Here is a 22,711-nt window from a genome sequence, read left to right on the forward strand (position 1 = left end):
CTCCGGAGCGGGTCGGGTGGGGTGGCCGTACGGGGTGGGGCGCTAGGGTCGGGGGATGGCGCGACGGGTGGTGGTGGCGTTGCTCGGGCCGGTGCACTGGTCGCCGCCCGGCGTCGACCTGGCGGAGTGGCGAGCGGCTCTCGCGGAAGACGTCATCGACCTGCTCGCCACGCTCAACGAGGTGGAGGTCGCTGTCGCGGTGACCCCGGCCGACCGAGCGCTGGCCGATGCGCTGGTGTGGCCCGGCACTGCGGTGTACGAGGTGGCCGAGCCGACGCCGAACGCCGTGTTCGCCGCGCTGGAGGGGTACGACCAGGCGGCGGTGCTGGTCAGTGACGTGCCTGACCTGCCCGCACTGACCGTCGGCAAGCTGCTCCGCCCACTCACCACCCGACCGGTCGCGGTGGCCCCGGTCGAGGGCGGCGGTCCGGGTCTGCTCGGAGTCGCGGTACGACTGCCCGCGCCGGACTGGCTACCGACACTGGAACTGGACACCGCTACGCCGGCTGCGGCGCGCGCCAACGCCCCGCGCCCGGGTGACGTGGCGGTCACGGCGGGCTGGCGACGACTGCGCGGGCCGGCTGACCTGGCCACGCTGGACCCGGCCTTCGAGGGTTGGGAAGCGACCCGCGCCCTTCTCTCCGGGTCGGGCCGACCCGCCTGAACCGCCACCCTGCCTGCCCGCAGGACCCGCACCACCGCCCGCCAGCCCCGCCGACGGCACGCCCGGGTGCCCGCTGTCGATCATGCGGGCACCCGGGCGCGGGTCGTCGTTGCGCGGACGTCAGGACTTGGCGTCGTCCTCGCCGTCGGTCTCATCCGGCTGACCGGGGGCCTTCTCCTCCACCCCGCCGGGGGCGGTGAAGTCGAAGCTGTCCAGCTCGCTGAGGTCCATGTCGTTCATCGCGAAGGCGACCGGGTCGGCGAAGTCGTCGTCCGATGGGAGCAGATCCGGGTGGCCCCAGACGGCGTCGCGCCCCTCGATGCCACGGTGCTGGGTGAGCGCGGCCCAGAGCGCCGCGGCCTCGCGCAGCCGGCGGGGGCGCAGTTCCAGACCGACCAGCGCGGCGAAGGTCTGCTCGGCGGGGCCACCGGCGGCCCGGCGACGGCGGAACGCCTCGCCCAACCGGACGACGTTGGGCAGCCGGTCGCTGGCGGCGCTGTCCACCACGTGGCACACCCAGCCCTCGACCAGGGCGAGTGCGGTCTCCAGGCGGGCCAGCGACGCCTTCTGCGCCGGGGTGTCCTCCGGGGTGAAGATGCCCTCCAGGGCGATCGCCTGCATCGACTCGGGGTCGGTCGGGTCGACCCGGCCCATCGCCTCCTCGATCGCCTCCCGGTTGACCCGGATGCCCGAGGCGTACATCTCGACCGCGCTGAGCACATGCCCCCGCAGCCACGGGACGTGTTGGAACAGCCGCTGGTGGGCGGCCTCGCGCAGCGCCACGTAGAGGCGGACCTCGTCCTCGGGCAGTTCCAGGCCCTCGCCGTACGCCCGGATGTTGGCCGGGATCAGCGCGGCCGTGCCGGCCGGGCCGAGCGGCAGCCCGATGTCGCCGGCGGAGAGCACCTCCGCGGCGAGCGAACCGAGGGCCTGGCCCAGCTGACCGCCGAAGAGCGCGCCACCGAGGGAGGCCACCATCGACTGCATCGGGCCGAGCTGGGCGCGCGCCTCCGGTGGCACCAGGTCGCCCATCGCGCCGACCATCCGGCTGGCGACCGGGTCGCACAGCTTGCGCCACACGTCCAGCGTCTTGAAGATCCACTCGTTGCGGTTCCACGCAACCGGGTTCTGGATGCCGGTGGGCCACGCCGAGGCGGGCTCCAACCACAGGTCGGCGAGGCGGAGCGCCTCCTCGACCGCGTTGCGTTCGTACATCGACACCGCCGGGTCACCGGCGGCCGCGAGCTGGCTGGCTGCTACCTGCCGGGCCAGGTCCCAGTTGACCGGACCGCTGCCCGGCGCGGAGAGCAGGTGCTGCAACTGCGACATGAACTGCTGCATCTGCGCGGGATCGTTGGGGTCTGGTGGCTGCCCACCCGGGAGCGCGAAACCGAACGGAATATCAGGCACGACATCTACGGTACGCGGACCGCGCCCCAGGTAGCCGCCGCTGGCGTTGCGCTGAGGGCGAAGTCGCGCGGCGCATCCGGCAGGTGACCCGCGACCGGTCGGTACGCTCTGCGGCATGAGACGTCGTGGCCTGACGGTCCTGCTCGGTGCCCTGTTCACCGCCCTGCTGAGCATCGGGGTGCTCCGGGTGCCGATTCCGTACGTGGTGCTGGGCCCGGGGCCGACGGTCAACACCCTCGGTACGACCGACGGTAAGGAGGTCATCCAGGTCTCCGGTCGGGAGACCTCCACCTCGGCCGGCCAGTTGCGGCTGACCACGGTGGGGGTGCAGCCCACTGTGCGGTTGCGGGGGGCGATCGCGGGCTGGTTCTCCGACGACGAGGCGGTGGTGCCGCGTGAGCTGGTCTACCCGCCGGGGGAGTCGACGGAGCAGGTCGAGCAGCGCAACGCCGAGGACTTCAAGGCGTCGCAGACCAGCGCGGAGACCGCCGCGCTGCGGGAGTTGGGCTTTCCGGTGCAGGTGGTGATCAAGACGGTGGCCGGGGACGGCCCGGCGGCCGGTGCGCTGAAGGCCGGCGATGTGATCACCTCGGTCGACGGTCAGCCGGTGCCGGTGGCCGCGAAGGTCACCGAGCTGGTCCGGGCCAAGCCGGCGGGCACGGCGTTGACCATCGGCTACACCAGGGACGGCGCGCCGGCCACCGCGACGGTGACCAGCCAGGAGCAGGACGGCCGGCCGCGGATCGGTGTCGAGATCGATCAGCAGCAGCCGCACCCGTTCACGCTCGGCATCGATCTGGGGGACATCGGTGGGCCGAGCGCCGGTCTGATGTTCGCCCTGGGGATCGTGGACAAGCTGACCCCGGCCGACCTGACCGGCGGCCAGATCATCGCCGGCACCGGCACCATCGACGACGAGGGTGCCGTCGGCCCGATCGGCGGGATCGCCCAGAAGCTGGTCGGCGCCAAGCGCGCCGGGGCGAAGGTCTTCCTGGTACCGGCGGACAACTGCGCGGAGGCGGTCCGCAACCCGCAGCCGGATCTGCCGCTGTTGCGGGTCGGCTCGTTGGACGAGGCGATGACCGCGCTGGAGACGTTGCGCGCGGGCGGTCAACCGACGCGTTGCTGACCGGTGTGACCGTGCCCCGCCACGCTCAGGAACACCCCGTACTCTGGGTGCCTGGTCGGAGCCGATCATATCGAGCGTGCGGAGCCAACAGTGGTCATGCGTAGCAGCAGCCCCCTCCCGAGGATGAGCCGGCGCGGGCGCGTCACCATCGCTGTCCTGGTCGGGGTGTTCGTGCTCTTCACCCTGCTCGGCTGGGGTGTCCAGGCGTGGACCGACTGGCTCTGGTTCGACGAGGTCCGCTATACCGAGGTCTTCACCGGTGTCCTGCTGACCCGGTTGATGCTCTTCCTCGCCGTCGGCCTCGGCATGGCGGTGATAGTCGGTGGCAACCTGTGGCTGGCCTACCGGTTGCGCCCGCGCCTGCGCCCGCACTCGGTGGAGCAGGCGACCCTGGAGCGCTACCGGATGGTGCTCAGCCCGCGTCTCGGCACCTGGATCTCGCTGACCGCCGCGGTGGTCGGGCTCTTCGCCGGTCTCTCCGCGCAGAACCGGTGGAACCAGTGGCTGCTCTTCCGCAACGGCGGTGACTTCGGCATCAAGGACCCGGAGTTCGGGGTCGACATCGGCTTCTACGTCTTCCAGTTGCCGTTCTGGCGCTACCTGCTCGGGGTGGCCTTCACCGCTGTGGTGCTGGCCGTGATCGGCGCGCTGGCGGTGCACTACCTCTTCGGCGGGGTCCGCCTCCAGGGCGTCGGCGACCGGATGAGCAACGGGGCCCGCGCGCACCTGAGCACCCTGGTCGCGGTCTTCGTGCTGTTGAAGGCCATCGCGTACGTGTTGGACCGGCGGGCCATGCTGCTGGAGTACAACGAGGGCGCCAAGTTGTACGGTGCCGGCTACGCCGACGTCAACGCGCTGCTGCCGGCGAAGGAGATTCTCGCCTACATCTCGATCGTGGTGGCGATCGCGATCCTCGTGTTCTCCAACGCCTGGATGCGGAACCTGGTCTGGCCGGGGATCTCGCTGGCGCTGCTCGGCGTGTCCGCGGTGGCCATCGGCGGCATCTACCCCTGGGCGGTGCAGACCTTCGAGGTCAAGCCGAGCGCCAAGGACAAGGAAGCGCCGTACATCCAGCGCAGCATCGACGCGACGCGGGCGGCGTTCGGGTTGGGGGCCACCGAGACGACCCCGTACTCGGCGAACAACCTCACCCCACCGGGGAATTTGGCCACCGACACCTCGGTGGTGTCGAACGTGCGGCTGCTCGACCCGCAGCTGGTCAGCGAGACGTACACGCAGCTCCAGCAGGTGCGTGGCTTCTACGACTTCGGCCCGAAGCTGGACATCGACAGGTACGGGGTGAACGGCAAGGTCTCCGACTACGTGGTCGGCGTCCGGGAGATCAACTACGGCGAGTTGACCGACCAGCAGAACACCTGGATCAACCGGCACACCGTCTACACCCACGGGTACGGGCTGGTGGCCGCCCCGGCCAACCAGGTGGTCTGCGGCGGTCAGCCGTTCTTCGTCTCCGGCTTCCTCGGTGAGAAGACCCAGGAGGCGTGCTCCTCGCAGACTGAGCAGATCCCGGCCAAGCAGCCGCGTATCTACTACGGCGAGCGGATGGCCGCGGACGACTACGCCATCGTCGGGCAGTCCGACCCGAACAAGAAGGCCGAGTTCGACAGGCCGGTCGGTGAGGGCGGCGGCGAGTCCTACACCTACACCGGTGAGGGCGGCGTGGAGATCGGCTCCTTCACCCGGCGACTGCTGTACGCCATCAAGGAGCAGGAGTCGAACTTCCTACTCTCCGAGGCGGTCAACAAGGACTCGAAGCTGCTCTACGTGCGTAACCCGCGCGATCGGGTGGAGAAGGTCGCGCCGTTCCTCACCCTGGACGGCGACCCGTACCCGGCGGTGGTCGACGGTCGGGTGCAGTGGATCGTGGACGGCTACACCACGGCGGCCTCCTACCCGTACGCCGAGAAGGTCAATCTGCAGACCGAGACCACCGACGAGTTGACCAACCGGGGCACGTTCCAGCTGGCCCGGGAAGACGTCAACTACATGCGGAACTCGGTGAAGGCCACAGTCGACGCGTACGACGGCACTGTGAAGCTCTACGAGTACGACGACACCGACCCGGTGCTCAAGGCGTGGAACAAGGCGTTCGGCGGTGACCTGGTGCTGCCGAAGGCGGAGATCCCGGTCGAGCTGACCGAGCACCTGCGCTACCCGGCGGACATGTTCAAGGTGCAGCGCAACCTGCTCACCAAGTTCCACGTGACCAACCCGGGCGACTTCTACTCCGCGCAGGACTTCTGGCAGGTGCCGAACGTGCCGGACGCGCCGGACAGCGGCCAGAAGCAGCCTCCGTACTACCTGTTCACCCAGTTCCCAGGGCAGGAGAGCCCCCGGTTCCAGCTCACCTCGGCGGTCACCCCGAACGGCCGGCAGAACCTCGCCGCGCTGATCTCGGGGTCGTACGTCGAGGGGAAGCCCCGGCTGGAGGTGCTGGAGTTGCCGGATCAGACCCGGATCTCCGGCCCGGTGCAGGTGCACCAGCAGATGACCAACAACGCGAACATCCGGCAGCAGCTGAACCTGCTCTCCAGCAACCAGGCGCAGGTCCAGTACGGCAACCTGCTCTCGTTGCCCTTTGCCGACGGCATGCTCTACGTGGAGCCGGTCTACGTGAAGAGCAACCAGCAGGACGCGTACCCGCTGTTGCAGAAGGTGCTGCTCTCGTACGGTGACGGCGGCTCCTTCGTGGCGCTGGCCGACAACATCAACGACGGCATCAAGCAGTTGGTCGAGCAGGGCAAGAAGGCCGGGCAGGGCACGTCGCCGCCGCCGACGACCGGGGGCAACCCGACGACGCCCACGCCGACGCCTTCGGGCACGGCGACGCCAGCGCCGACGGCGACCCCGAGCCCCGGCACGCCACCGCCGGCCGGTGACCTGGCCGCCGCCGCGGACCGGGTGCAGACCGCGATCACCGAGGTCCGGGCCGCGCAGACGTCCGGCGACTTCGAGCGGTACGGGCGGGCGCTGAAGGCCCTCGACGAGGCGCTCACCGCGTTCCAGCAGGCGCAGCAGGCCGCCGGTGGGCCGGGTGCCAGCCCGAGTGCCGGAGGCTGACCCGCCACCGCACGCAGTTCCTCCCCGAGCCCCCGTCGCGCGGACCGCATCAGGTCCGAACGGCGGGGGCTCGGCCGTTGTCCTGATCTGTGCGTATCTGTCACGTCACCGACAGCACCCTCCACCTCCGCAACCTGCGACGCCGGTCCGCCGTCCTCAAAGCAACGGGGTGGGGACGAGGGGGAAACAGTCGTGCGGGACGCGCAGAGCTTCGATGACTTCTACCGCAGCACAGCCCGGCGGACGCTGCGGTACGGCTATGCGGTCGCTGGCGACCACAGTGAGGCGCAGGACCTGGTGCAGGAGGCGTACACCCGGGCCTGGCGGCAGTGGGGGCGACTGTCGTCGCATCCGGCGCCCGAGGCGTGGCTGCGGCTCGTGGTGGCCCGGCTGGCGACCGACCGCTGGCGGCGTCTGCACCGTTGGCGGGTGGTGCTGAGTCGTAGCGGACCGCCGGCGGTCGCACCCCCGCCCAGTGAGGACGGGGTGCTCCTGGTCGGAGCGCTCCGGCAGTTGCCCGCCACGCACCGGCAGGCGCTGGCCCTGCACTACCTCTTCGACATGTCCGTCGAGGAGATCGCCCGGGAGACCGACGCACCGGTCGGCACCGTGAAGTCCTGGCTGTCCCGAGGCCGGTCCCGGCTGGCCGCGCTGCTGCCCGACCTCTGCGCCGTGGAGTTGGAGGCGAACGATGTCAGTTGAACTCTCTGACCTGTACCGGTCGCTCGGCGCCGTCGCGGACGGGCATGAGTTGACGAATCCCGAGTCGCTTCGGCGGTTGGCCGACCGGCGGGCCCGAGCCCGGATGGCCGGCTCGACGCTCGCGGTGGCGCTGCTCGTGGGCGGGGTGGCCGTCGGTGGCCGACTGGCGTACCCGGCGGACGGCTCCGCACCGCTGCCGCCGCCCGCCGACACCCCCGGCCCGCTGCCGACCGGGGCGACAGCGACCTCCCGGCCGTCACCCACGCCGACCCCGGTGTCGACACCCTCGTCGCCGCCGCCGTCACGAACCACCCCGAGCGGTACGCCGTCGCAGCCAGCCACCGGCCCGGCGGCACCCCGGCCGCCCACCTCGATCCCGGACCGCGCCTTCTTCGTGCTGGCGGCTCCGAACCGGACCGGACTGGAATCCTCGGGGGAGGGTCTGGCGCTGCCGACGCTGTGCGGGACGCGCCTGTCCAGCGACTCGGCAATGGTCCAGCGCCGTGGTCGCTACCTGGCCTACAAGTTGCCGGAGACGCCGACGGGGCACGTGCCGGATGGCAGCTACCGGCACACCATCACCATCTACCGGGCGGGCCGCGCCGACGACGCGTTGCGGGAGCTGCGGCAGGCCGTGCGCGGTTGCCCCGACCAGAAGCTGCCCGACGACAGCAGGACGTGGCGACAGCGGCTGCTGACCTCGGGGGTGTACGGGGATGAGTCGGTGCTGTTCGAGATGCGGGCCCCGATGCCGGACGGGATGGGCGAGCCGGGTACGGAGGAGGTTCGGCTGGTCCGGGCGGTTCGGGTCGGTGAGGTGGTGACGGTGCTCTGGGAGCAGGGTTGGGAGCACACGGCGGCCGTTCGGTCCCAGGTCGATGCGGACAGTCGACGGGCGGTCGCGGCGATCGAGAACTGGCTCGACTGACAACGGTCCAGGTCAGAGCTGTCCGGGTCGGCGGTATCGGAGTCGCTTTGCGGTGTCCCGGGTCGGTGCGCTACGGTTAGCGAACCGACGCGGGGTGGAGCAGCTCGGTAGCTCGCTGGGCTCATAACCCAGAGGTCGCAGGTTCAAATCCTGTCCCCGCTACGAGAGAAACACCAGTTCGAAGCCCGTCTCCGGTTCGCCGGGGGCGGGCTTTCGACATTCCGGCTGCCGGGTCGCAGTGGTTGGTGACCCCCGCTGATCATCGCCGGGAACGGGTGGGTTAGTCTTAACCAGTCGACGCGGGGTGGAGCAGCTCGGTAGCTCGCTGGGCTCATAACCCAGAGGTCGCAGGTTCAAATCCTGTCCCCGCTACCACTGAAAGTGATATGAGTCCGGCCCCCACAGTGTGGGGGCCGGACTTTTTTGGTGCCGGTGCGCAATGCGGGCCCCGAGGGGGCCGGCGCCGCTCAGGCACCGGCCCCCGCTGGTTCTACCGCAGGCCGAAGGCCCGGGTGACGGTCTGGGTGACGCCGCCACCGTTGCGCTGCCTGGCGGTGACCCGGATCGACACGAAGTCGGCCCGCTGCGGCGCGTTCAGCGACGCCTGCCAGGTGCCCTTCTTTTCCCTCAGGTCCTGCCGCTGCCAGGTCGCCCCGTCGTCGTAGGAGATCTCCAACTGGAGCGACGACACGCCGTCGCGAGCCGCGGTGCTGCCCACCACCACGGGCGTGATCGCGAAGTCGGTTCGGCGCTTCGTCCGACCCGCGAAGTCCACGTCCGTGCCGTAATCCAGTTGGACCAGCGGAATGGCCTGCACCTCGGTGCTGCCGCCGGAGACGAAGCTCCACTCGGTGTGCGTGGCGGTCGAGTACGGGCTGAACTCGGGCTTGCCAGTGGTCTCGACGACCAGCCGGTACGGCAGTCTCTCCGGCGACAGGTCACCCGCGCCGACCTCCGGCCAGCCGTCGAACTGGGTCAGCAGCTTGTCGCCCTGATAGAACGTGGCGATCTGCGACATGCTGGCCCCGCCGCTGTGTGCGGCGCCCGCGTCGCCGAACCCCTGGATGTAGGCGCTCATGGCGGTCTCACCACGGAACGGGATCTCGGTGCTGAGCAGCCGTGGCCGGGTGATGGGACCGAACCAACGGTCCTTCTGGACGCTTCCCGGCCGGTAGGCGATGGCCTCCGTGTTGGACCGCGCCCAGTCGGCGACGTCGGCGTACTGCATCCACTTGATGCCGCCACCCGCCGAGACCCAGTCGGTACGTGGCCCCGGCGCGACCGGCTCGAACGGGAACGGCCGTGCCGCCGCGTACTCGTACGGCGGGAAGTCCATTCGCGTCTCACTGGACTGCTTGCCCGGGGGCGGGGAGAAGGTGAGATCGATCCGGGCGAGGTTGCGTGGGTCGGTCTTGGCGGACGGGTCCTTCGGCACCGCGCCCCGGTGGTAGTCCACCAGGTCGTACAGGTACTTCGCCCTGGGGTGGGCGACCACTACCAGTCGTAGCGGGTTGCGGCCCGAAGCGGTGATCTTCTGGATCAGCGCCTCGCCCTCGTCCATGGTCACCGAGGCCACCGGGATCGGTCCGGTCGTCACGGCGTCGGGGTTGCCGTACCAGTCGCTCTTGCGGCCCGCCCCGTCGTTGACCACGACGAGCATCGCCGCCCCGGCGGTGTGCGCCGCCGCTGCCTGATCGGCGGGGGTCACCGAGTCGTTGCCACGGACGACGACGGCCTTGCCGCGGGCGGAGAGACCGGCGTAGTCGGCGGTTCCGCCGACGCCCGCGAAGACGGCGTCCAGGCGCGAGGTGCCGTCGGGCAGCGGCGGGGAGCCGGGCTGCACGAGCGGGTCGCTGAGGTGCCGGCCGTGGTAGCTGATCGCCATCGGCGTCTGCTCGGCGCGGATCCGGGTGGTGAAGACGAAGCTGCCCTTCTTCACCTTGTCAGTGGTCGGCAGGGCCCACAGGCTGTCGTAGGCGGCGCCCGGCCAGAACGTCTCGCGCAGGGCGTTCCAGTCGGTGGGTGTCGGCTCGCTCGACGTGAAGGAGCGGTAGACGTCGATTCTGCTGTTGACGACGGCGGTCGGCTGGGGTGTCGCCACCTTCACCTGGCGGGCCCGCGCGGCGTCGAGTTCCACTACCCGGTTCGTCGTGAGGTCGACCTCGGGAGCGGTCAGCATCGCGAGCCCGAGGGAGCGGGGGCCGTGCAGGCCCTCCACGTCCGCCGCCGTGACGACGGTGTAGGAGCCGGGCGCCAGGCGGGCGGTGAGCGTGCCAGCCGGCACCCACATGAAGGCGGAGCCGGTCTCGGCGTTGACCACCTCGACCTCGCCGCTCATCGGTCGACCGGCGCGGTCCTTGAGGTGGATGGTGAGGTCGTACTTCTTGGACTCGACGGCGACCCCGACGGCCGTGTGGACCTCGCCGGCCGCGAAGCGGGCCGTGACCTGGGCGGAGTACCTGCCGGCAGGAAGGCCCGCCGGGGCCACCACGACCTCGGCCGTAGCGCTCGCCCGAGCGGGCACCGTGACGCGGTCCGTCGTCGCCGTGAACGTCTGCGCGGGGGAGGTGCCGCGGTCGACGGAGAGCTCCACAGTGATCGGGCTGTCAGTGGTGTTGGTGTAGGTGATCGTCCGCTTGATCGGCTGTGGGGTGCTGCCCGGCGACCACCTGACGAGCCCGGCGTCCACCGAGCCGGACGCGATGACCTGGTCCTGGTGGTAGGCGGCGGCGACGTTCAATCGGCCGCTGCCGGCCTGGTAGGCGTTGTAGTCGGGCGTGCGGACGCTGGTGCCCATCAGCGCGTCCTTGAGCTGCCGCGCACTCCAGGTCGGGTGCTTCTGCACCAGCAGGGCGGCCGCCCCGGCGACGTGCGGTGCCGCCATCGAGGTGCCACTGTCGGCGTAGTAGTAGCCCTCACCCCAGGGGATGTGCTGCGAGCGTGCCGCCAGCACGTCCACCCCGGGAGCTGTCATGTCGGGCTTGAGGGCCTCGTCGTTCATCCGGGGCCCGACGCTGGAGAAGCCCGCCAGCTGGTCGGAGGTGTCCACCGCGCCGATGGTCAGCGCGGCGTCCGCGGTGCCCGGCGCACCGAGGGTGTACGGGTCTGGTCCGCTGTTGCCGGCGGCGACGACGAAGAGCGCGCCCGTCTCGGCGGTCAGCTGGTTGACGGCCTGGCTCAGCGGGTCGTCCTGGGTGTGCCACGCGCTCACGCCGAGGCTCATGTTGATCACTTTGGCGTGCTCGGCCCGCGCCGCCCACTCCATGCCCGCGATGATCCCCGAGATGGACCCGCTGCCGTACTCGTCGAGGACCTTGCCGATCACCAGGTCGGCGTCGGGGGCCACGCCCCGTTCCTTGCCGCCGGAGGCGGCGCCCGTGCCGGCGACGGTGGAGGCGGTGTGGGTGCCGTGCCCGTTCCGGTCGATCACGTCCTGGCCGGAGATGAAACTCCGGGAGGCCACCACCTGGTCGGCGAGATCCGGGTGGGTGGTGTCCACGCCGCTGTCCAGGACGGCGACCCGGACACCGCTGCCGGTGCCACCTGCGGCCCACGCCGCGGGCGCGCCGACCTGGGCGGTGGTGTCGGCCAGGGTGGCCTTCGCCTTGCCGTCGAGCCACACCTTGTCGACGCCGGCCGCGAAGGAGGGCGTCGGGGTGGCGGCGCTGCGGCCGGTCGGCGACTGTCCATTGGTGAGGGCCGACCAGAAGTCCGAGGCCTGCGATCGGCGGGTGCGGATCGCCTCGCCACGGACGGAGGGAAGCTCCAGCGTGGTCTGCGCGCCCGGCAGCGTGGTGCCGGTCCGGAGCTTCGCCACACCCGTCGTGCGGGTGACGATCAGGGGGAGTTCGGCGGTCCGCGCGTCGTCGTAGCCCTGGGCGATGAGCTGGGTGACGTCGAACAGCTGCTTGTCGAGTCGACCGGTGGCGAGGTACGGCAGCGCCTCGTCCGGGTACACATAGGTGTCCCCGCCCTCGGTGGAGATGCGCACGGAGCCGGTGGCACCCGGCGCGCGTTTGACGTCCACCGAGGGGGTCGCGCCGTGGACGCCGGGGGTCACCGTCACCCGGTCGCCGGTGATCAGCGTGACAGTGACGGGCGTGCGGTCCGCGTTGCCACTTGGAGCGGGTCTTGTCGGCGGCGGTGTGGGAGGTGGGGCGCCGTGCGCCGCAGTGGGGGTGAGGAGCGCGGCGACGACTGTGACGCCGACCGCTGCCGCCGCGGATCTTCGGGTGTGAGAGATCCGCGCACTGTCTACAGAGTTGACCATGAGGCGAATCCGATCACCTCAAGAGATTCATGTAAAGATCATCATCTTTGCCGGGACGTTGCGAGCACGTTGCGCGCCGGCCGGAGAGTTCCGGACGATTCCGGTTCCGTGATTCGGCGTGGACCGACGTGCCGAGGTTGCACCCTTCGGCGAGGATGGGCACATGTCTTCATTCGGTAAGTGGTGGGGCCGCCTCAGCGCGGTCTTCGGTGCGGTCGTACTGGCGGTCTTCGTGCCCGTGGCGGCCTGGGCGTCCACGGGCACCGGCGAACTCGTGGTGGAGGCCGCTCGGCGGCGAAGCCGCGGCGGCTTCGGGATACTTCCGCTGCTCTGCTGCCTGGTGGTGGTGGCGATCGTCGTGTTCCTGGTGCTGCGGCTGATGCGCAACCGCCGGGGTGGCCCGCCGCGCTGACCGGGCCGGAGACACCGACGGGTCACCCAGCGGCCGGCCGCCGGTGCTCACACCGCCAGGGCCGCGATGGCCTGGGACAGGAAGCGCGCGGTGGCCTCGCGGGTGCCGTCGCGCTTGACGCGGATGCGCTCGGCGGCGGTGACCAGCAGGGTGCGCACCTTCGCGTGCCCCTTGGGTGGTGGGGCCGGCGCCGGCCCGAGCTGGTCGGCGATGCTGGCGCCGAACGCGGCGGCACGCCGCTGGGCCGAGTCGGTGATGCTGCCCTCGGCGTAGCGGCGCACCGCGGCACTGGGGTTCAGCCCACGCTCGTGGCCGAGGACCGTGCCAACCTCACCGTTTGTGGTCAGAAAGTTGATCACGTCGGCGACCGCGTCCGGGTGGCGGGTGCCCCGGAACGCCGCCCAGTACATCGACGCCCGCGCCCACTGAGCGCCGGGCGGGCCGGGAAAGCCGACGATGCCCAACTCGGAATCGGTGAGTCGTTGCAGCTCGGGCAGCTGGTGGGACCACGCGAAGGACGCAGCGGTCACCCCGTTCACCACCAGTTGCCGGGCCGGCTCGCCGCTGTCGGCCTGCTCGACGAGCGCCGCGCTCGGCGTGGCCCGCCCCCTGCGGGCCCGCTGCCACAGCTCGAACCACGCGATCAGCTCGTCCGCGCCGAAGCCGAGCTGGTTGCCCCGGTAGAACTCGCCGCCCTGCGACCGCAGCCAGAGCCAGAGCGCCCGGTAGTCACCCGACCCGTCCATGGTGCCGGCCACCTGGCCGTCGCTGGCCTCGGTGACCTGCGTGGCCCAGGAGATGTAGTCGGGCCAGCTCATCCCGGCGCGGGGCTCCGGCATCTGCAGGTCCCGCAGCAGGTCCCGGTTGAACACCACGACGCCGTGGGTCTGCCCGGCGGCCACCGCCATCGTCCGCCCTTCCACAGTGCCGTAGCGGATCAGGCCCTCCGGCAGGCCCCGGAGATCCAGGTTGTGGTCGGTGAGGTCGAGGATGACCTGACGTTGCGTGTACTCGGTCAGCATGGCGTCGTCGATCTGGATCAGGTCCGGTACGTTCCCGCCGCCCGCCTGGGTGGCCAGCCGGTCGTAGTAGCCGTCGGCGCCCTGCCAGGTGACCCGGAAGGTGACCCGGGGGTTGCGATCCGAGTAGAGCCGCAGCGCCTTCTCGGTGAGCTCGGCCCGCTTGGTGCCACCCCACCAGAAGACCGACAGCTCGACGGGCCCGTCCTGGGTCGAGGTGGCGGCGCCGTCGCTGCAACCCGCCAGCCCGCCGGACGCGAGCAGAGGTGCGCCGAGCAGTGCGCCGAGCAGTCGGCGCCGGCCCGGGTCGGCACCGAGGCGGTCGAGCGGGGGTCGAACAACGGGCACGGGGCTCTCCTGGACCTACTGGGGTGGCGGTCGGACCATTCACGCAGGCAGCGCACGAAGGTGTCAACGTCCGTCCGGTCACCCTCGGCTGGGTGGTCGAATCAGGCCCTTCCAATGTCGCGTGGTGTACTAGGGCGCGTGGAACTTCTGCACTCGGGCAAGGTTCGGGACGTCTACGCCGACGGCGACGACCTGATCCTGGTCGCCTCGGATCGCATCTCGATCTACGACGTGGCGCTGCCGACGCCGATCCCGGACAAGGGCCGCCTGCTCACCGCGCTCTCCCTCTGGTGGTTCGAGCAGCTCGCCGACCTGGTGCCAAACCACGTCATCTCCGCCACCGACGTGCCCGCCGAGTTCGCCGGGCGGGCCATCCGCTGCCAGCGGCTGGACATGCTCCCGGTCGAGTGCGTCGCTCGCGGCTACCTCACCGGCGGCGGCCTACGGGAGTACGAGCGGACCGGCGCCGTCTCCGGCGTAGCACTGCCGCGAGGGCTGGGCGAGGCGTCGATCCTGCCCGAGCCGATCTTCACCCCGTCGAGCAAGGCGCCGATGGGCGAGCACGACGAACCCATCACGTACGACGACGTGGTGGACAAGGTGGGCCAGGCCACCGCCGAGCGGCTACGGCAGATCACCATCGACATCTACCGGCGCGGCGCCGAGCTGGCCGCCGACCGGGGCATCCTGGTCGCCGACACCAAGATCGAGTTGGGCTGGGCGCCGGACGGCACCCTGGTCCTCGCCGACGAGCTGCTCACCTCCGACTCGTCGCGGTTCTGGCCCGCCGAGTCGTACCAGCCGGGGCGGGTGCAGTTCTCCTACGACAAGCAGTACGTGCGGGACTGGGCCACCGGCAGCGGCTGGAACAAGCAGGACCCCGCCCCGGACATGCCGGCCGAGGTGGTCGAGGCCACCCGGGCCCGCTACATCGACGTCTACGAGAAGCTCACCGGTAACCGCTGGGAGTGACCGCCGGACCGGCGGTCACTCCACCCAGTCGAGGGTGCGCTGCACGGCCTTGCGCCAGTTGTGCAGCTCCCGATCGCGCAGGTCCGCCGCCATTGTCGGCCCCCACTGCGCGTCCGAGCGCCACTGTGCCCGCAACGTGGCCAGGTCCGGCCAGAAGCCGACCGCCAGGCCGGCCGCGTACGCGGCGCCCAGGCAGGTGGTCTCGGTGATCCGGGAGCGGACCACCGGCACGTCGAGCACATCGGCGAGGAACTGCATGAGCAGGCCGTTGGCGGTCATCCCGCCGTCCACCCGGAGCCGGCGCAGCGCCACATCCGAGTCGGCGTTCATCGCGTCGACCACCTCGCGGGTCTGCCACGCCGACGCCTCCAACACCGCACGCGCCAGGTGCCCCTTGGTGATGTAGCCGGTCAGGCCGGCGATCACCCCGCGGGCGTCGCTGCGCCAGTGCGGGGCGAACAGCCCCGAGAACGCCGGCACCACGTAGCAGCCGCCGTTGTCGTCAACGGTGCCGGCCAACTCCTCCACCTCGGCGGCCGTGGAGATCAACCCGAGGTTGTCCCGCAGCCACTGCACCAGTGAGCCGGTGACCGCGATGGCGCCCTCGAGGGCGTACGCCGGTGGTTGGCCCTTGATCTGGTAGGCGACCGTCGTGAGCAGGCCGTGTGTCGACGGGACCGGGCTGGCGCCGGTGTTGAGCAGCAGGAAGCTGCCGGTGCCGTAGGTGCACTTCGCCTCGCCCGGCTGGAAGCAGGTCTGCCCGAACAGGGCGGCCTGCTGGTCGCCGAGCGCGCTGGCCACCGGCACCCCGGCGAGCACCCCGCCGGCAGTGCCGTACACCTCGGCGGAGCAGCGGATCTCCGGCAGCATCGCCGCCGGCACGCCCATCGCGTCCAGCAGTTCCGGTGCCCAGTCCAGGGTCGTGAGGTCCATCAGCATGGTCCGGCTGGCGTTTGTCACGTCGGTGACGTGCTCGCCGGTCAGCTTCCAGATCAGCCAGCTGTCCATGGTGCCGAAGAGCACCTCGCCGCGCTCGGCGCGCTCGCGCAGGCCGTCGACCTCGTCGAGCAGCCAGCGCAGCTTCGGCCCGGCGAAGTAGGTGGCCAGCGGCAGGCCCGTCCGGGCCCGGAACCGCTCCTCGCCGTACGCCGAGGCGAGCTCGCGCAGGAGCGGCCCGGTCCGGGTGTCCTGCCAGACGATGGCGTTGGCCACCGGGCGCCCGGTGGCCCGGTCCCAGACGACTGTGGTCTCCCGCTGGTTGGTGATGCCGACGGCGGCCAGCCCGGACGCGTCGGTACCCGCGGCCCGCAGCGCCTCGGCGACCACCTGCTGGACGTTGTCCCAGATCTCCTCGGCGTCGTGCTCCACCCACCCCGGTCGGGGGAAGATCTGCCGGTGCTCGCGCTGGGCCACGGCGACGATGTCCCCGGCCCGGTCGAAGACGATGCACCGCGAGGAGGTGGTGCCCTGGTCGATGGCGGCGACGTACTGGGGGGTCACCGCAGCACCGTACCCGGACGACGGCGCGGCGCGACAGGCGTCACTGTGGGTGGGTTCCGGCCCGCCGCCGATCGGTGGCCGTCCGCTTCCCCTACGATGTGCGAACGTGCGCGACATCGCAGTTTTCAGTGGAACCGCCCATCCCGACCTGGCTGCCGAGATCTGCGCCCACCTGGGGGTGCCGCTGCACCCGGTGCGGGTCTCCCGGTTCGCGAACGACTGTCTGGAAGTCCAGTTGCAGGCCAACTGCCGGGAGCGGGACGTCTTCCTGATCCAGCCGTTGGTGCCGCCGGTGCAGGAGCACCTGGTCGAGCTGCTGCTGATGATCGACGCCGCCCGGGGTGCCTCCGCCGGTCGGATCACCGTGGTGCTGCCGCACTACGCGTACGCCCGGTCGGACAAGAAGGACGCGCCACGGATCTCGATCGGCGCCCGGCTCGTCGCCGATCTGCTCACCTCGGCCGGTGCGGACCGGGTGCTCGCGATGACCCTGCACTCGCCGCAGGTGCACGGCTTCTTCAGCGTCCCGGTGGATCACCTGCACGCGCTGCGGGAGCTGGCCACCCACTTCCGGCGTTACGACCTCAGCAACACGGTGGTGGTCTCGCCCGACCTGGGCAACGCCAAGGAGGCCGCGGCCTTCGCCCGGCTGCTGGGCACGCCGGTCGCGGCCGGGGCGAAGCAGCGGTTCAGCGACGACCTGGTCAAGATCAGCGCGGTGATCGGCGACGTGACCGACCGGGACGTCATCGTGCTGGACGACGAGATCGCCAAGGGCAGCACTGTGGTCGAGTTGATGGAGCATCTGCGGGGCCTGAAGGTCCGGTCGATCCGGCTCGCCTGCACGCACGGCCTCTTCTCCGGAGACGCGTTGCAGCGGCTCAGCGACCAGGACGGCGTCCTGGAGATCGTCTGCACCAACACGGTGCCCATTCCGGCCGCCAAGCGGGTCCCCAAGTTGCAGGTCCTGTCGGTTGCTCCGGCCCTGGCCGAGGCGACGCGCCGAATCCACAACGGCGAATCCGTCTCCGCCCTCTTCGCCTGACCCGACCTCGCCTACCCGCGCGATCTTGCGGTTTCTGTCGCGACATAAGGGATATTCCACTCATCCAGACAACCGAAACTGCAAGATCGCCGAAACGTCCGGGCTGACCTGCGTCGATCATGGAGTTGTGGTGCCTCGCATAAGGGGCGGACGTGGAGCTGTCACCCACCACGACTCCATGATCGACGGGCGGGGGTGGGAGCGGGGGCGGGGGCGGGGGCGGGGGCGGGGGTTAGCGCGGGGTGGGGTTGTGGGTGGTCAGGCCCGTCGTGATGCGGACGGTGGTGCCGGCGTTGCCGGTGACGACTTCCATCGCGTCGGTGAGCTCACGGGCCAACCAGAGACCCCAACCGCCGGCGGTGTCCGGGGCCGGTCGGCTGCGGTCGCCCAGCCGCTGCGGGGTGATCCCGTTCCCGTGGTCGGCGACCTCGCAGACCAGCACACCCGACTCCTGCCAGAGCCGCAGCCAGCCGCGCCCGCCGCCGTGTCGCACCGCGTTGGTGATCAGTTCGTTGATCGCGAGCACGAAGTCGTCCAGCCGTTGGCCGCTGAGTCCCGAGGCGTGCGCGCAGGAGGTGACCGAGTGTCGAATCTCGGTCACCTGGGCCTGGTCGAAGGCCTCGGCGATCAGGAGGGCAGGTTCGATGGGCACAACCGTACGCGGTGCGTGCGGGTCTGCGTTCGTCATGGGCCCGTCCCGGCGGCGCATCTCGGAGTATTTCGCGGCTTTTCCACCGTACGTCAGGGTTTCCTGAACCGCACTCGCTGCTCGCCGTGCGGCGGCCCGGTTGTGGCATCCTGACCGCCATGCCGTCGCCGCCGGGTGGATACGAGGTGCCGCTGTGGCGTGCGCTCACCGTGTTCAGGCTGGCGTCCCTGGCGTACGTCTGCGCGCTCGCGGTGCGCGACGCCGACCGGTACGCCCACCCGTACGCCGTCGGCGCCCTGATCCTGCTGATGATCATCTGGACCGGTGCGACAGCGATCGGGTACGCCCGCCCTGCCTGGCGGCGCTGGCCGCTGCTGCTGGCCGACCTCGGGGTGGTGATGGCCATCGTGCTGGCCACCCCGTGGGCGGTCGGCCGGACGGCGCTCAGCCACGGCGTACCCACCCTGGGGGTGGCCTGGATGGCCGGCCCGGTGCTGGCCTGGGCCGTCTCCGGCGGCCGGCGGCGGGGCACGGTGGCCGCGCTGCTGGTCGCCGGCGCGGACCTGGCCACCCGGGAGCGGATCGGCCAGTCCTCGTTCACCGGGGTGATCCTGATGCTGCTCGCCGGAGTGGTGGTCGGTCACGTGGCCCGGCTGGCGGCGAGCGCCGAGGAGCGCCTGCAGCGCGCGGTGGAGCTGGAGGCCGCCACCCGGGAGCGGGAGCGGCTGGCCCGGGACATCCACGACTCGGTGCTCCAGGTCCTGGCGCTGGTGCAACGGCGCGGCGCCGACCTGCCCGGGGAGGCCGGTGAGCTGGCCCGGCTGGCCGGCGAGCAGGAGGCTGCCCTGCGGGCGCTGATCGCCGACGCCGGCCCGGCCGCCGGCAGCCCCCCGGACAGCGGCGAGGCGGTGGACCTGCGGACCCTGCTCGGCCGGTACGCCTCCGCGACGGTGGCGCTCTCCGCCCCGGCCACAGCGGTGCCGCTGCCGCGACGGGTGGCCGGCGAGTTGGCCGCCGCGACCGGCGCGGCTCTGGACAACGTGGGACGGCACGCCGGTGGGCGGGCCTGGCTGCTGATCGAGGACGAGGGGGCGACGGTGACCGTGTCGATCCGCGACGAGGGGCCGGGCATCCCGGACGGTCGGCTGGACGAGGCCGCCGCCCAGGGTCGGCTCGGGGTGACCCAGTCGATCCGGGGCCGGGTGGCCGACGTGGGCGGCACGGTACGGATCGTGTCCGCCCCCGAGGCCGGCACCGAGATCGAGCTGAGCGTGCCGAGGTCACCGCTGTGAACCCGATCCGGGTGATGGTGGTGGACGACCATCCGATGTGGCGGGAGGGCGTGGCCCGCGACCTGACCGAGGCCGGTTTCCTGGTGGTGGCGACCAGCGGCGAGGGACGGCAGGCCATCCGGGTGGCCGCCGCCGCCCGGCCCGACGTGGTCGTCCTCGACCTGCAACTACCGGACATCTCCGGCGTCGAGGTGATCCTGGGGCTGCGCGCGGCACTGCCCGCCGTGCGGGTGCTGATGCTCAGCGCCAGCGGCGAACAGCAGAGCGTGCTGGACGCGGTCAAGGCCGGAGCCACCGGTTACCTGGTGAAGTCGACAGCGCCCGCCGAGTTCCTGGAGGCGGTCCACCGCACCGCGGCCGGCGACGCGGTCTTCACCCCCGGCCTGGCCGGGCTGGTGCTCGGTGAGTACCGCCGGCTGGCCGCCGGACCGGGGCGGGGGACCGGCCCGGCCGGCGCTGCCGAACCCGCGACGCCCCAGCTCACCGAACGGGAGACGGAGGTGCTGCGGCTGGTGGCGAAGGGGATGTCGTACAAGCAGATCGCCCAGCGGCTCGGCCTGTCGCACCGCACCGTGCAGAACCACGTGCAGAACACCCTGGGCAAGCTGCAACTGCACAACCGGGTCGAGCTGACCCGTTACGCCATCGAACGCGGCCTGGACGACTGAGCGGACGTCACACCGAGCGCGGCGGCTCCGTCTCGTGGATGGCCAGTTCCTCGGCGGTCGCCCCGCCCCCGGCCGATCCGGCGTCGTACGCCACCGAGTCGGTCTCCTGGTCGGTGTGCGACCCCTCGTCCGGTTCCACCAGCCGGCCCACAGTGGCGTCGGCCACCGTGCCGAGCTGACCGTGGTCGTAGAGGGAGACCGGTGAGTTCGGGTCCGAGGTCGGCCCGGGATCCATCACGTCGGCGTCCAGCTGAGCCTCCGCCGCGGCTTCCAGGTTGTCCGCCTCGAAGGCGATCTTCGGGTCGATCGTGCCGGCCAGCGGGTCGTCCGCCGGGCGCTCGTAGACCTCGCGGTCGAGCTTGTAGTCCAGGGACTCACCGTCGAGCTGCTCCTCGGCGGTCGTTCCGAACCGGTCCACCGCCACCGGCGTCCGGTCGCCGGGCAGTTGGGCCGGGTCCGGGCCGTCCGCCTCGCGCCCGGTGAGGACGTCGTCGTTGGCGGTCGAGTCGTCATCGGCGGTGTCGGGCAGCCCTTGCGCCTCGGTGTCGGACACGGGGGTCGGGTACTCGTTGTCGCGCATGTCTGATCACTACCCGCTGCCCTGCCGCCATAACCGGACGACCTTCGGCGGTACGCCGCCGAACCGGGCGGCGACGGCGAAAGCCCCCGTCAGACGGCCTCGTCGTCAGGGTGCAGCACGCACCAGACGACCTTGCCGTCCGGTACGGCGCTGCTGCCCCAGCGGCGCGTCACCGTGTCGATCAGCAGCAGGCCCCGGCCGCCCACCCGGTTCGGCGGGGATATCCCGGCGAACGTCGGCCGACGCGGGGAGTGGTCCCGAACCGCCAGGTGCAGGGTGCTGTCCTGGGGCGCCAGCCGAACCGTCATCGGGGTCTGTGCGTGCGCCACCACGTTGTTGACCAATTCGGTGACCGCGATGCACGCCGGGTCGGTGAGCGTCGGCATGCCCCAGCGCTCGCAACCTGTGGTGACCAGCTCGCGCGCCAACCGGGCGGCCCCCACCGCCGGGGCCAGTTCGGCCGTGAGCACCGCAGCCAGGGGCGTCGCCGCGACTGCGGCCAGCGCTTCGTCGAGCGTCGGCCAGGCCGGCACGTTGGCGAGCGCGGCGTCCGGGTGGGCGGGCCCGTCGACAGCCGGGTCACACAGCAGCAGATCCGCTGCGGGCCAGTCGGCGACCTCCCGGCGGACGTCGGCGAAGACGCCCCGCCCGGCCGAGTCGACGACCCGCAGACCGGTCACGTCGGCCACCACCGGACCGGGCCGGTCCACCAGGCGGGCGAGCAGCGCGCCGCGTACCGTCTCGGCGCCGGCGGCGTCGAGCACACCGGTCAGCCGGACCACCGCTGACGACTCGTCGATTTCCACGAGACAGCTCGACATGATCGTCCCATTGTGCGCGCCGGTGACGGTCAGCGCATTTGGGCGCTCGACATCGGCCATCAGTGGTCCGACCGGGAGCGGCGGCTGATGGCGGCCAGGGTGCCGACAGCGGTGCCGGCGGCGGCCAGACCGAACGCGGCGGTCATCCGCACCAACTGACGTCGTCGACCCTGCCAGCCACCGTCCTGGCGGCCCTGAGCGTCGGCGTGGAACACGTTGCCGCTGCTGTCCACCCGGGCGCCCGGACCGAACTGGGTGCGGTGGGCGTACCAGCCGAGGGTGCGCTCCACCAGCGCGGGCGCCAGCCGCCACTGCAGACCGATCAGCCGGGCCGCGCCACCGGCGTACGCCTCGCGGCGGGGCCGGCGCAGCAGCCGGACGATGGTCTCGGCGACCACCTCCGGCGGGTAGATCGGAGGAGGCGGCACCAGTTCCCGGCCGCTGTGGTTGCCCGTGTGCCGGAAGAACGGAGTGTCGATAGTGGCCGGCAGCACTGTGCAGACGGAGATGTGGCCCCGACCGGTGACCCGCAGCTCCTGGCGGACGGTGTCGGCCAGCCCTCGGATGCCGTGCTTGGTGGCGTTGTACGCCGACTGGTACGGCATGGCTACCTCGGCCAACACGGAGGCGTTGTTGACCAGCACACCGCCACCGGCGGCGCCCAGGTAGGGCAGGGCCGCCTTGATCCCGTGCACCGTCCCGAGCAGGTTGACCTCCAGCACCCGGCGGAACTCGGCGACCGGTATCTCGTCGAACAGACCCACGGCGCTCACCGCGGCGTTGTTCACCCAGGCGTCGATCCGGCCGAACTCGGCCGCCGCCTGATCGGCCAGCCGCCGCACCGAATCCAGGTCGGTCACGTCGGTCGGTACGACAAGCGCCCGGCCGCCCAACTCCCGGCAGCGCTGCGCGACCTGTCGCAGGGCGGGCTCGCTGCGGGCGGCCAGCACGACGGCGGCGCCCCGGCGGGCCAGTGCGTAAGCGGTCGCCGTGCCGATCCCGCTGGACGCGCCGGTGATCACCACGGTCGAATCGTCGAGACTGCGGGTCAGCGGCATTCCTGATCGGTACCCCCGGCCGGCCCTGGTCACACCGACCACGGCTTGTCGATCATCGTCGAACCCCGCTGTCGTGTGCCGCCTGTGCTTGCCGTGGCGCAAGTGTCGGTGGCACTCGCGCTGACTCTTCCTGATCTGCCAGGTTTCGGCTCAGCGTCGCGGG

The 22,711-nt window shown here is 71.4% G+C and carries 18 protein-coding genes and 2 tRNA genes; 12 read left to right on the forward strand and 8 right to left on the reverse strand.

All coding sequences use genetic code 11. The annotated features are described in order from the left end of the window. Positions 1-55 precede the first annotated feature (55 nt). Positions 56-664 (forward strand): hypothetical protein, encoded by a 609-nt coding sequence (locus tag OH804_RS33015; RefSeq protein ID WP_196919624.1) that lies wholly within the window; start codon positions 56-58, stop codon positions 662-664. 120 nt (positions 665-784) lie between these two features. On the opposite strand, the gene OH804_RS33020 is transcribed toward OH804_RS33015, so the two are convergent. Further along, complete coding sequence (locus OH804_RS33020; RefSeq protein ID WP_196919623.1) at positions 785-2,074, reverse strand: zinc-dependent metalloprotease; 1,290 nt, start codon at positions 2,072-2,074, stop codon at positions 785-787. A gap of 115 nt (positions 2,075-2,189) precedes the next feature. Between OH804_RS33020 and OH804_RS33025 the strand changes: the two genes are divergently transcribed. The 6 genes from OH804_RS33025 to OH804_RS33050 all read left to right on the forward strand — a co-directional run bounded on the left by OH804_RS33025 (position 2,190) and on the right by OH804_RS33050 (position 8,289). After that, entirely contained in the window at positions 2,190-3,203 is a 1,014-nt protein-coding gene (locus OH804_RS33025; protein WP_196919622.1) for a PDZ domain-containing protein, read from the forward strand. Between the two features lie 96 nt (positions 3,204-3,299). Next, the gene (locus tag OH804_RS33030; protein WP_406061559.1) at positions 3,300-6,284 is read left to right on the forward strand and encodes a UPF0182 family protein; all 2,985 of its coding nucleotides are present in this window, start codon (positions 3,300-3,302) and stop codon (positions 6,282-6,284) included. Between the two features lie 192 nt (positions 6,285-6,476). Further along, positions 6,477-6,986: a SigE family RNA polymerase sigma factor gene (locus OH804_RS33035; RefSeq protein WP_406061561.1), complete on the forward strand. Its 510-nt coding sequence runs from the start codon at positions 6,477-6,479 to the stop codon at positions 6,984-6,986. Further along, entirely contained in the window at positions 6,976-7,914 is a 939-nt protein-coding gene (locus OH804_RS33040) for a hypothetical protein (protein WP_406061563.1), read from the forward strand. The genes OH804_RS33035 and OH804_RS33040 overlap by 11 nt, the downstream gene beginning before the upstream one ends. Before the next feature lie 88 nt (positions 7,915-8,002). Further along, positions 8,003-8,076, forward strand: a tRNA-Met gene (locus tag OH804_RS33045). A 136-nt stretch (positions 8,077-8,212) separates the two neighbouring features. Next, positions 8,213-8,289 (forward strand) — tRNA-Met (locus OH804_RS33050). Positions 8,290-8,404: 115 nt separating this feature from the next. On the opposite strand, the gene OH804_RS33055 is transcribed toward OH804_RS33050, so the two are convergent. Next, the gene (locus OH804_RS33055; RefSeq protein ID WP_406061565.1) at positions 8,405-12,184 is read right to left on the reverse strand and encodes a S8 family serine peptidase; all 3,780 of its coding nucleotides are present in this window, start codon (positions 12,182-12,184) and stop codon (positions 8,405-8,407) included. A 163-nt stretch (positions 12,185-12,347) separates the two neighbouring features. Here OH804_RS33055 and OH804_RS33060 point away from each other — a divergent pair, with 163 nt between their 5' ends. Then, entirely contained in the window at positions 12,348-12,596 is a 249-nt protein-coding gene (locus OH804_RS33060) for a hypothetical protein (protein ID WP_196919617.1), read from the forward strand. A gap of 47 nt (positions 12,597-12,643) precedes the next feature. On the opposite strand, the gene OH804_RS33065 is transcribed toward OH804_RS33060, so the two are convergent. Continuing rightward, the gene (locus OH804_RS33065) at positions 12,644-13,963 is read right to left on the reverse strand and encodes an ABC transporter substrate-binding protein (RefSeq protein WP_406061567.1); all 1,320 of its coding nucleotides are present in this window, start codon (positions 13,961-13,963) and stop codon (positions 12,644-12,646) included. Positions 13,964-14,101: 138 nt separating this feature from the next. On the opposite strand from OH804_RS33065, the gene OH804_RS33070 reads away from it, so the two are divergent. Beyond that, complete coding sequence (locus OH804_RS33070) at positions 14,102-14,935, forward strand: phosphoribosylaminoimidazolesuccinocarboxamide synthase (protein ID WP_406061569.1); 834 nt, start codon at positions 14,102-14,104, stop codon at positions 14,933-14,935. Between the two features lie 15 nt (positions 14,936-14,950). Here the strand turns inward: OH804_RS33070 and glpK are convergent, their stop codons facing one another. After that, on the reverse strand, positions 14,951-16,435 hold the full coding sequence (gene glpK, locus OH804_RS33075; RefSeq protein ID WP_406061571.1) for a glycerol kinase GlpK: 1,485 nt from the start codon (positions 16,433-16,435) through the stop codon (positions 14,951-14,953). A 106-nt stretch (positions 16,436-16,541) separates the two neighbouring features. Here glpK and OH804_RS33080 point away from each other — a divergent pair, with 106 nt between their 5' ends. After that, positions 16,542-17,480: a ribose-phosphate pyrophosphokinase gene (locus OH804_RS33080; RefSeq protein ID WP_091406120.1), complete on the forward strand. Its 939-nt coding sequence runs from the start codon at positions 16,542-16,544 to the stop codon at positions 17,478-17,480. 232 nt (positions 17,481-17,712) lie between these two features. Here OH804_RS33080 and OH804_RS33085 read toward each other — a convergent pair whose 3' ends face one another. Continuing rightward, on the reverse strand, positions 17,713-18,168 hold the full coding sequence (locus OH804_RS33085; protein WP_196919613.1) for an ATP-binding protein: 456 nt from the start codon (positions 18,166-18,168) through the stop codon (positions 17,713-17,715). Between the two features lie 119 nt (positions 18,169-18,287). On the opposite strand from OH804_RS33085, the gene macS reads away from it, so the two are divergent. Both macS and OH804_RS33095 read left to right on the forward strand, forming a co-directional pair. Further along, the gene (macS, locus tag OH804_RS33090; RefSeq protein WP_406061574.1) at positions 18,288-19,421 is read left to right on the forward strand and encodes a MacS family sensor histidine kinase; all 1,134 of its coding nucleotides are present in this window, start codon (positions 18,288-18,290) and stop codon (positions 19,419-19,421) included. A gap of 14 nt (positions 19,422-19,435) precedes the next feature. Then, positions 19,436-20,089 carry a response regulator transcription factor gene (locus OH804_RS33095; RefSeq protein ID WP_196924633.1) on the forward strand — a complete coding sequence of 218 codons (654 nt, stop codon included), beginning with the start codon at positions 19,436-19,438 and terminating at the stop codon, positions 20,087-20,089. Positions 20,090-20,096: 7 nt separating this feature from the next. Here OH804_RS33095 and OH804_RS33100 read toward each other — a convergent pair whose 3' ends face one another. From OH804_RS33100 to OH804_RS33110, 3 genes are all read right to left on the reverse strand, one after another. Continuing rightward, positions 20,097-20,669 carry a DUF5709 domain-containing protein gene (locus tag OH804_RS33100; RefSeq protein ID WP_112583682.1) on the reverse strand — a complete coding sequence of 191 codons (573 nt, stop codon included), beginning with the start codon at positions 20,667-20,669 and terminating at the stop codon, positions 20,097-20,099. A gap of 89 nt (positions 20,670-20,758) precedes the next feature. Then, entirely contained in the window at positions 20,759-21,550 is a 792-nt protein-coding gene (locus OH804_RS33105; RefSeq protein ID WP_196919611.1) for an ATP-binding protein, read from the reverse strand. After that, on the reverse strand, positions 21,550-22,548 hold the full coding sequence (locus tag OH804_RS33110; protein WP_196919610.1) for an SDR family oxidoreductase: 999 nt from the start codon (positions 22,546-22,548) through the stop codon (positions 21,550-21,552). The genes OH804_RS33105 and OH804_RS33110 overlap by 1 nt, the downstream gene beginning before the upstream one ends. Between the last annotated feature and the right edge of the window lie 163 nt (positions 22,549-22,711).

This window comes from Micromonospora sp. NBC_00860, from assembly GCF_045207375.1.
Classification (GTDB): domain Bacteria; phylum Actinomycetota; class Actinomycetes; order Mycobacteriales; family Micromonosporaceae; genus Micromonospora; species Micromonospora vinacea.